The sequence below is a fragment of the Massilia sp. genome (genome assembly GCF_046293535.1).
Taxonomy (GTDB): domain Bacteria; phylum Pseudomonadota; class Gammaproteobacteria; order Burkholderiales; family Burkholderiaceae_D; genus Telluria.
This window is the reverse complement of record NZ_JBKBOV010000061.1, coordinates 12,449-20,691: the sequence shown is the minus strand read 5'-3', so window position 1 is coordinate 20,691 and position 8,243 is coordinate 12,449. Positions and strand designations below refer to the sequence as shown.

7 protein-coding genes are annotated in these 8,243 nt (G+C 68.6%); 2 read left to right on the top strand and 5 right to left on the bottom strand.

Annotated elements, in window-relative coordinates; all coding sequences use genetic code 11:
* Window positions 1-124: 124 nt before the first annotated feature.
* The 5 genes from ACK4S9_RS21850 to ACK4S9_RS21830 form a co-directional block, all read right to left on the bottom strand.
* Entirely contained in the window at window positions 125-1,249 is a 1,125-nt protein-coding gene (locus ACK4S9_RS21850) for a PHB depolymerase family esterase (RefSeq protein WP_409729834.1), read from the bottom strand.
* Window positions 1,250-1,261: 12 nt separating this feature from the next.
* Window positions 1,262-1,669 carry a CopG family transcriptional regulator gene (locus ACK4S9_RS21845; protein ID WP_409729832.1) on the bottom strand — a complete coding sequence of 136 codons (408 nt, stop codon included), beginning with the start codon at window positions 1,667-1,669 and terminating at the stop codon, window positions 1,262-1,264.
* A gap of 106 nt (window positions 1,670-1,775) precedes the next feature.
* On the bottom strand, window positions 1,776-2,486 hold the full coding sequence (locus tag ACK4S9_RS21840; RefSeq protein ID WP_409729830.1) for a YjjG family noncanonical pyrimidine nucleotidase: 711 nt from the start codon (window positions 2,484-2,486) through the stop codon (window positions 1,776-1,778).
* 26 nt (window positions 2,487-2,512) lie between these two features.
* Window positions 2,513-3,649, bottom strand: a complete 1,137-nt coding sequence (locus tag ACK4S9_RS21835; protein WP_409729828.1) for a DUF1624 domain-containing protein — start codon at window positions 3,647-3,649, stop codon at window positions 2,513-2,515.
* Window positions 3,650-3,653: 4 nt separating this feature from the next.
* Complete coding sequence (locus ACK4S9_RS21830; RefSeq protein ID WP_409729826.1) at window positions 3,654-5,708, bottom strand: TonB-dependent receptor; 2,055 nt, start codon at window positions 5,706-5,708, stop codon at window positions 3,654-3,656.
* A 167-nt stretch (window positions 5,709-5,875) separates the two neighbouring features.
* Between ACK4S9_RS21830 and ACK4S9_RS21825 the strand changes: the two genes are divergently transcribed.
* Together ACK4S9_RS21825 and ACK4S9_RS21820 are read left to right on the top strand one after the other, a co-directional pair.
* Window positions 5,876-7,285, top strand: a complete 1,410-nt coding sequence (locus ACK4S9_RS21825; RefSeq protein WP_409729824.1) for an NfeD family protein — start codon at window positions 5,876-5,878, stop codon at window positions 7,283-7,285.
* 9 nt (window positions 7,286-7,294) lie between these two features.
* A complete protein-coding gene (locus ACK4S9_RS21820) occupies window positions 7,295-8,068 on the top strand; it encodes a slipin family protein (protein WP_409729823.1) in 774 nt (257 codons plus the stop codon).
* Window positions 8,069-8,243 lie beyond the last annotated feature (175 nt).

Here is an 8,243-nt window from a genome sequence, read left to right as displayed (position 1 = left end):
TGCCAGATCGATGCCAACTGTCGTAATCTCCATGGTGACGCCCCCCTCGGTTCAAGTGGTTGCTCGATACTTCCACTTTGGCACACTGATGCCGTTACGGGTGGGGGCGTCCATCCCATTGCTCTTAGCCTAGCCGGTGCGCCAGGAAGAAGGACAGCATTTCCCGCGAGGCGCAGGGTCCGCCGGCATCGGTATGCGAGCCAGCCGGGTTTCCTCCGGCCCAGGCGTGCGCCGCGCCGTGCACCACCCAGTGTTCGGCCATGCAGCGGCCCTCGCCATTGCGCCAGCTGCTGCGGGTGTACCGGCGCCCGCCGGCCTTGCCGCCCAGCCGCTCTTCGCTCAAGGCGCCCGGCGCATGCGCGCCCGTGAACTGGCGCAGCACCGCATCCCCGTTCCCGGGGTGGACGACGTGGTCGCCGTCACCGTGGAACACGATCACCGGCACGCCCTGCCCTGCCGGCGCCGCCGCGGTCGGATGCTTCATCGCATGCAGGCCCGAGATCATGTCCTTGCCGCTGCCGGCTGCGAGACCCGAGTGGATGCCCACCGCCGCGAACAGGTCGGGGTACTCGGCCCCGAGGATGGCCGCCATCGCGCCCCCGGCCGACAGGCCCGCGGCATACACCCGCCCGGGGTCGGCGCCGTGCTCGGCGATGAGCTGGCGCGTCATGGCCGCGATGATCTCGGGTTCGCCGCGGCCGCGCCGCTGCTGTGCCGGCTCGAACCAGTTCCAGCACCCTGAATGGTTGGCGGAGCGGTCCTGTTCGGGATACAGGACCAGGCAGCCGTGTTCCTCGGCCACGCCGTTCATCGCGGTGCCGGCCGCGAAGTCGGCGGCATTCTGGGTGCAACCGTGCAGCATCACCACCAGCGCACGCGGCCCCTGGGCTGCGGCTGCCGGCACGTACAGCTTGTAGCGGCGCCGGCCTTCGGCACAGGCGAAGCTGCCGTCGATGAAGCGCCCCGGGCCGAGGTCGGCGGGGGCCTGCGGCTGGCGTTTCCAGCCGGGCCGCGCCCCGGCCATCGGCGCGCGCGGCCGGACTTTGGGCCGGGGCGGCGCCTGCGTGGCGCCGGGCGCCGGATTGATGTCGATGATGGTGGGTGTGTCGTCGCCCGCTGCCGCCGGGCGCATCAGGCCCGCCTGCTGCAGCGCGCGCTGGATGACGTCGGTGGCGGCGCCCGGGTCGCCGGCGCGCACGCGCTCGGCCGAGGCCATCATCTGGCGTACGAATTCGTCGATGGGTTTCATGGGATTCCTGTTCTATGTGTGAATACGGTCGGCGAGCGCCGAGCGGACGGCGGGCGACGCGATGAAGGCGCCCAGGACCTGGACCGAGGCGATGGCGGCGATGGCCAGTTCCGGCGTCACGTCGTCTTCGATCACGGCCAGTCCCAGCACGTGGACCTCGAGGCGCTGGCCGCTGGCGAGCACCTCCTCCAGTTCCTTGCGGGTATAGCGGTGCTGCCCGAGCACGTAGCGCTTGCGCACCACGATCTGGCGCAGCGCGTCGGCGTGGGCCAGCAGCTGGTTACGCAGGGCGGTGCGGACGAAGTCGGTCCGGTTCGAATAAAAGCCTTCGTTGATCAAGAGGTCGACCTGGGCCAGGTCGACCAGCCCGACGTTGACGGTGACTTTTTCGCTGTCGGGAACGCGTATGGTTGGGTGCATTATCCTCTCCTTGTACTCCACATGGAGTATAACGGGAGTATTACAAGCCCCAGCAGGCGAAAAAAACGCCGGCACGCATGCCGGCGCATCTTGTTGCCAGAACGTCTCAGGCGGCCAGCGCCAGCCGCCTCAGCGCAGGCACGACCTGGTCCAGGCTGGCGACTTCGCAACTGGGCAAGGCGCCGGTATCGTTGGACTGGCCGCCCGGATTGAACCAGCAGCTGTCGATGCCGAAGCGGTTGGCGCCCAGGATATCCGCGTCCAGGCGGTCGCCGACGATGACGGTCTCGTGCCTGGCAAATGGCCGCGCCCGCGCCATCCGGGCGCTGAATTCGAAGAAACGGCTGTCCGGCTTGGCGTGGCCGCAGGCCTCCGACGTCGCGACAAAGGAGATGTGCCCGCCCAGCCCCGAGCTGGCAATGCGGCGGTGCTGGATGTGGTGCACGCCGTTGGTGATGATGCCGACCTCGCCACAAGCGGCCAGGCTCTCGCACAGCTGCTGCGCACCGTCGACCAGCACCACCGTCTCCGACAGGGATTCCAGGTACAGGCTGCTCGCCTTCTCCGGGTCCAGCTCGAGGCCATTGCCAACGAAGGTCTGGCGGAAGCGCTCGACCTTGAGCACCTCCTTCGATACCGTGCCGGCCTCGAAGGCGCGCCACAGCGCCAGGTTGATCGCCTGGTACTGCTGGAACAAGGGTTCGAGCTCGCCATGCAGCCCGAGTTCGCCCATCGTGCGCACGAAGGAGAGCCGTTCGGAAGCCTTGAAGTCGAGCAGCGTGTCGTCCAGGTCGAAAAGGAATAATCTGTGCTTCATAGCCCCCGATGGTAGCACGGGCCGGCCTACAGGTACTTCAGCCAGGCGATGTCGCGCCGCCGCGCCTTGAGCCGTGCGAACCCTGCCACCGCGGGATACAGGGCGACGCACAGCAGCGCGCTCACGGCCCACACCGGCGCCACCCCGTCGAAGCGGGCCGCGTCCCTGTCAAACGCGGAAACGGCAATCAAGAGCAGCTTGAGGGCATACAGGTGGGCGACGTAGAAGAACATCGGCGCCGCGCCCAGCACCGCCAGCCGTTTCACGAGTGCGCCCTGGCGGCGTTCCAGCGCGAGCAGCAGCAACAGGCCCGCCCCGAGCGTGAGCGCGGCGAACAGCAGCGAAGGCGGATACTTGGTGACGTTGAAGAAACCCATCATGGTCTCGAGCGCCGTGGCGCCGGCGCTCCACGGCCGGTCGCCGTAGACGTTCGTCGCGCGCAGCAGCAGGAAGCCGGCCAGCGCTCCCAGGCCCCATCCCAGCAGCCGGCGCGCGCGGCGCTGCGGCGTGAACCCTGCTGCGAACCACGGCCCGCAGGCATAGCCCAGGCAGATGATGCCGATCCATGGCAGTACCGGATAGGAGGTACGCAGGCGCAGGGTGTCGCCGAGCTCCAGCCAGCCGCGGTCGTGCAGCACCGCCCAGACGGCGTGCAGCGGATGGCCGGGCGCAAAGTGCAGCGGGTCCAGCAGGTTGTGGCCGGCGACGATCGCCAGTCCGAGCGCGATCAGGAACGCGCGCGGCAGCCGGACCAGCGCCGCCAGCGCCAGCATCGACAGGCCGATGGCCCAGATCACCTGCAGGTAGATCACCTTGGGCGGAAAGCTCGCGGTCCAGGCGAAGTTGATGACCGTTAGTTCCAGCGCCACCAGGAACAGGCCGCGCTTCCACAGGAAGCTTGCTGCGGCGCCTGCGCCGTCCTGCTGGCGGGCGCCGTACAGGAACGCGGACAGGCCGGTGAGGAACACGAACACTGGCGCGCACAGGTGCGCCAGCAGGCGCGAGACGAACAGCGGGCCGGACGTCGTCGCGACATCCATCGGGTCGGATACCTGCAGGTGCAGCAGGAAGGTCTCGCGCACGTGGTCGGCGAGCATGAACACCATCACCAAGCCGCGCAGCGCGTCGATGCCCATGATGCGGGAATGCAGTGGTTGCGTCATGGTGTCACAGCTTCACGTTGAGCGACAGGTACGCGGCGCGCCCGGCGCCAGCCGAGAACATCGGCTGGGCCTGGCTGGCTGGCCAGAAGAAGTTGTCGTACCAGGCGTAGGCGTGGCGGCGGTCGGCCAGGTTCTTGAGCTGCAGGTCCAGGCTCACGGTCCGGGACAGCTGCTGGCGCACGCTGGCGTCGAACAGCACGAAGCCGCCGAACTTGCCGAGCGCATTCGCGTTGTCGATGTAGTAGCTGCCCTGCGCACGCCCCTGCAGCCCGAAGCGCCAGCGCTCCGAGTGGTGATAATCGGCGCCGACGTTGGTGATGTGGCGCGGCGTATGGAACACCTCTTTCCCGGCCAGCGAGAACCCGTCGGCGGTGAACGCGCTCACCACCTCGGCTTTCTGCACCGAGTGCGAGAAGCTCAGGTCGACGCGCTCGCCGATGCGGCTCGACACCTGCAGGTCGAGCCCCTTGCGGCGCGTCTCGCCCAACCCGACCGTGGTGCCGGTGGCCGGCATGTTGGCCACCTCGCCAGTGGCATCCTGCTGCCAGGCCGCGAGGCGCAGGTCGGCGCCAGGGACCGGCTTGAACTTGATGCCGACCTCCCTGCCGGTATTGATCGAGGGCGCGAAGCGCGCCTGCCCCGGCACCAGGTAGGCCGGCGCGCCGGAACCGGTCAGGATCTGGAACGTGCGGCCCCAGTTGGCGTACAGGCTCACATCCTGTGACGGGCCGTAGACCATGCTCAGCTTGGGCTGCCTGATCCAGCCATAGTCCTGCAGGCGGGCCCGCAGTCCATTCGCATGGTTCAGGAAGTCGCCGCTGAATCGATCCAGCCGGAAGCCCGGGATGATCCTGAGCGATTCGACCGGCCGGATGACTGCCTGCACATAGGCGCCGGTATTGTCGAGGGTGTAGCTGTCATCGTTCTGGACCGTTGCCTGAGTGGTGAAGTCGGTCGGCAGCGCGAAGCCGTAGCGCAGGCGGCGGTAGGCGTTGTCCTGGCGCTCGGCGCTGATGCCGCTCTCGACCACCAGCCCGGCATGGGCGCGCCAGGTCAGCGTGCTGAGCAAGCCGGTCTGCGCCTCGTCCCACAGGCGGCGCTGGCGCGGCGCCGTGCCGCCAGGGTTGCTGGTGAAGGTGACCCGGCGGTCATCCAGGTAGCGGTTGTAGTACAGCTTGTTGCTCCAGAAGGCTTGCGGCGAGAGCTGCCAGTCCAGGTGGGCGCTCGCATGGCGCATGTCGCGCTCGCTCAGGTCATTGGCGTTCTTGGCGGGCGACTGGCGGCGGTTGGCGGCCAGTTCTTGCGCCGTGAGGAAGCCCGGCTCCTCGGCATCGTGGCGGTAGCTGCGCAGCACCAGGCCGGCCCTGACTGCCCTGTCGGCCGAACTCAGGAACCACTTGGCGCCCAGCGTGTACTTCTCGGAGTCGCTGTGCGCGCGGGAGCCGTTCGAATGCTGTTTGGCGAAGAAGTAGTTCTGGGCCAGGCCGTCGCTCTCGCGTCCCAGCGCCAGCTGGGCTTCGCGGCTGGCGAAACTGCCGACGCTCACGCGTCCGTCCAGGTAGTTGCCGCCCTGGCGGGTGCCGAAATTGATGTTGCCGCCGATGTTGTGCAGGCCGTAGCGCGGGTCGTTGGTGCCGCGCACCACTTCGATGTAATCCACCTCGAGCGGGAAGACCATGTCGATGAAGCGCTGGTTGCCGCTGTTGACATTGCTGGGAATGCCGTCGATCAGCACCTTGATGCCGTTGATATAACCTTCTCCATTGAAGGCGCGGAAACTGGCCTTGCCGGACTCCGCGCCCATGCGGGTCTCGGTCAGCTGGATGCCGGGGAGCTGCCCGAGCAGTTCCCAGCTGTTGGCGACGTTCTTGTCTTCGAGCTTGTCGGCGCCGAGCACGTCGACCGAGCTCATGACGCTGTTTGACAGCAGCGCGCCACCCGGACGCTGGGCGCTCACCCTGACTTCGCCGATCACCATCACGGGATCGTCGGCAAGCGCATACTGGCTCGACAGGGACAGGGCCGGGGCCAGCAGCATCGGCAGGATGGGACGTTTCATGGATCGGGTACCTCATGGCGCGGACAAGGCACTAATGATAATGCATTATCGTTATCGACTCAACTGTGACCGATCGGCGCAAGCCGGGAACACCCGGATGCGGATCGCGGTCCAAGTCTTGACCGGTCCGGTTCGTGGCCGGCAAGGCTTGATCCTGGGAGGCGACCGTGTTGCGCTACAAGCTCGCCGCGCTGCTGCCGGTCCTGGCCGCGCTCACGCTCGCAGCCTTGCTTGCGCTCCCGGGCGCCAGCCCGGCTGCATCCGCCCCGGCATCCAGGTCCGCCGGCGTTGGCCTCCTGACCATCGACGGCGCCATCGGCCCGGCCAGCGCCGACCAGGTCGTGCGCGGCATCGCCCGCTCCGAGGCGCTCGGGCACGCGCTGCTGGTCATCCGGATCGACACCCCCGGCGGGCTCGACACCTCGATGCGCACCGCGATCAAGGCCATCCTCGCAGCCAGGCTGCCGGTCGCCGTCTACGTCGCCCCCAGCGGCGCACGCGCCGCCAGCGCCGGCACCTACCTCCTGTACGCCAGCCACGTCGCGGCGATGGCGCCCGGCACCAACGTCGGCGCGGCCACCCCGGTCGAGATCGGCATCGGACCATCCGGCCCCGCCGGGCAGCCGCCGCCGGGCGGGGGCGGCAAGGACGCCCCCAAGACCGCGCCGAAGGAGCCGGCCTCGCCGATGCAGGCCAAGGCGCTCAACGATGCCGCCGCCTACCTGCGCGGCCTGGCCCAGCTGCGCGGCCGCAACGCCGACTGGGCCGAACGCGCGGTGCGCGAATCGGTCAGCCTCACCGCCGAGGAAGCCCTGCGCCTGAACGTCATCGACGTGGTGGCGCCAAGCGTCCCCGTCCTGCTGGACCGGCTGGACGGGCGCAGCGTGAACGTCCTCGGGCAGCCGCGCCGCCTGCACACGAAAGATGCGGGGCTGGTCGAATTCGCGCCCGACTGGCGCACCAAGGCGCTGGCGGCGATCGCCAACCCCAGCGTCGCCCTGCTCCTCATGACGGTCGGCATCTACGGCCTGGTGTTCGAATTCATGAGCCCGGGCGCGGTGGCGCCGGGCGTGGTCGGGGCGATCTGCCTGCTGCTGGGACTGTACGCCCTGCAGCTGCTGCCGGTGAACTACGCCGGCCTGGCCCTGATCGTGCTCGGCCTGGCCTTCATGGCCGCCGAAGCCTTCCTGCCCAGCTTCGGCATCCTCGGGCTGGGCGGCATCGCCGCGTTCGTCGCCGGCGCGCTGATGCTGGTCGATACCGAACTGCCCGGCTATGGCATCCCGCCGGGCCTGGTCGGCACGCTCGCCACCGCCAGCGCGCTGCTCCTGTTCGGCACCGTGCGCCTGGCGCTCAGGACGCGCCGGCGCCCGGTGACGAGTGGCGCCGCCAGCCTGGTCGGGACGCTGTGCACGGTCGAGCAGCTCAGCGAGCGGCGCGCCAACGAGGGCTGGGTCAAGGTCGAGGGCGAACTGTGGCACGCCATCAGCAGCACCCCGCTGCGCCAGGCGCAGACCGTGCGCATCGTCGGCCGCAGCGGCCTGCGGCTGGAAGTGGTTCCCATCGAAGGCAGCTAGGAGAACGCAATGATCACCGGTATCGGCATGGGTTTTGGCGTCCTGTTCTTCCTGCTGCTGGCGCTATTGGTGACGTCCATCCGCGTCCTGCGCGAATACGAACGCGGCGTGGTGTTCCAGCTGGGCCGCTTCTGGGGCGTGAAGGGACCGGGCCTGATCCTCCTGATCCCGGTGCTGCAGCAGATGGTGCGGGTCGACCTGCGCACCATCGTGCTCGACGTGCCGACCCAGGACGTGATCTCGCGCGACAACGTCTCGGTCAAGGTCAATGCCGTGATCTACTTCCGGGTGGTGGACCCGGAGCGCGCCATCATCCAGGTCGCCAACTTCATGGAAGCCACCAGCCAACTGGCCCAGACCACGCTGCGCGCGGTGCTGGGCAAGCACGAACTGGACGAGATGCTGGCCGAGCGCGAACGCCTCAACCTCGACATCCAGCAGGTGCTGGACGCCCAGACCGACGCCTGGGGCATCAAGGTGGCCAACGTCGAGATCAAGCACGTCGACCTCGACGAATCGATGATCCGGGCCATCGCCCGCCAGGCCGAGGCCGAGCGCGAGCGGCGCGCCAAGGTAATCCACGCCGAAGGCGAGCTGCAGGCCTCCGAAAAGCTGCAGCAGGCCGCCTTCGTGCTGGCGCAGCAGTCCGGCGCGATGCAGCTGCGCTACCTGCAGACGCTCAGCACGATCGCGGGCGACAAGTCGTCCACGATCGTGTTCCCCCTGCCGATCGACGTGCTGGCCGGCGTCCTGGGACGCTCGCCCAAGGATGCCGGTTCGTAGGGCGCACGGTTTGTGATTCAGGCCACTGGCCTGAATCACTGCCGTGCGCGCGTTCAATGACGGCATGAGCAGACGCAGCGGCTGTTCATGGGCTGGTTGAACGCGCGGTCGGCAGAGCGTGGGGGGGGGCCCCGGGGGGGGCCCCCCCGCACCAACACGCGGCCCACGGCGCGGG

Coding starts and splice junctions, on each gene's coding strand:
- ACK4S9_RS21840 (WP_409729830.1), bottom strand. CDS start 2,486: ATGAAGCACAGATTATTCCTTTTCGACCTGGACGACACGCTGCTCGAC.
- ACK4S9_RS21830 (WP_409729826.1), bottom strand. CDS start 5,708: ATGAAACGTCCCATCCTGCCGATGCTGCTGGCCCCGGCCCTGTCCCTG.
- ACK4S9_RS21850 (WP_409729834.1), bottom strand. CDS start 1,249: ATGAAACCCATCGACGAATTCGTACGCCAGATGATGGCCTCGGCCGAG.
- ACK4S9_RS21820 (WP_409729823.1), top strand. CDS start 7,295: ATGATCACCGGTATCGGCATGGGTTTTGGCGTCCTGTTCTTCCTGCTG.
- ACK4S9_RS21845 (WP_409729832.1), bottom strand. CDS start 1,669: ATGCACCCAACCATACGCGTTCCCGACAGCGAAAAAGTCACCGTCAAC.
- ACK4S9_RS21835 (WP_409729828.1), bottom strand. CDS start 3,649: ATGACGCAACCACTGCATTCCCGCATCATGGGCATCGACGCGCTGCGC.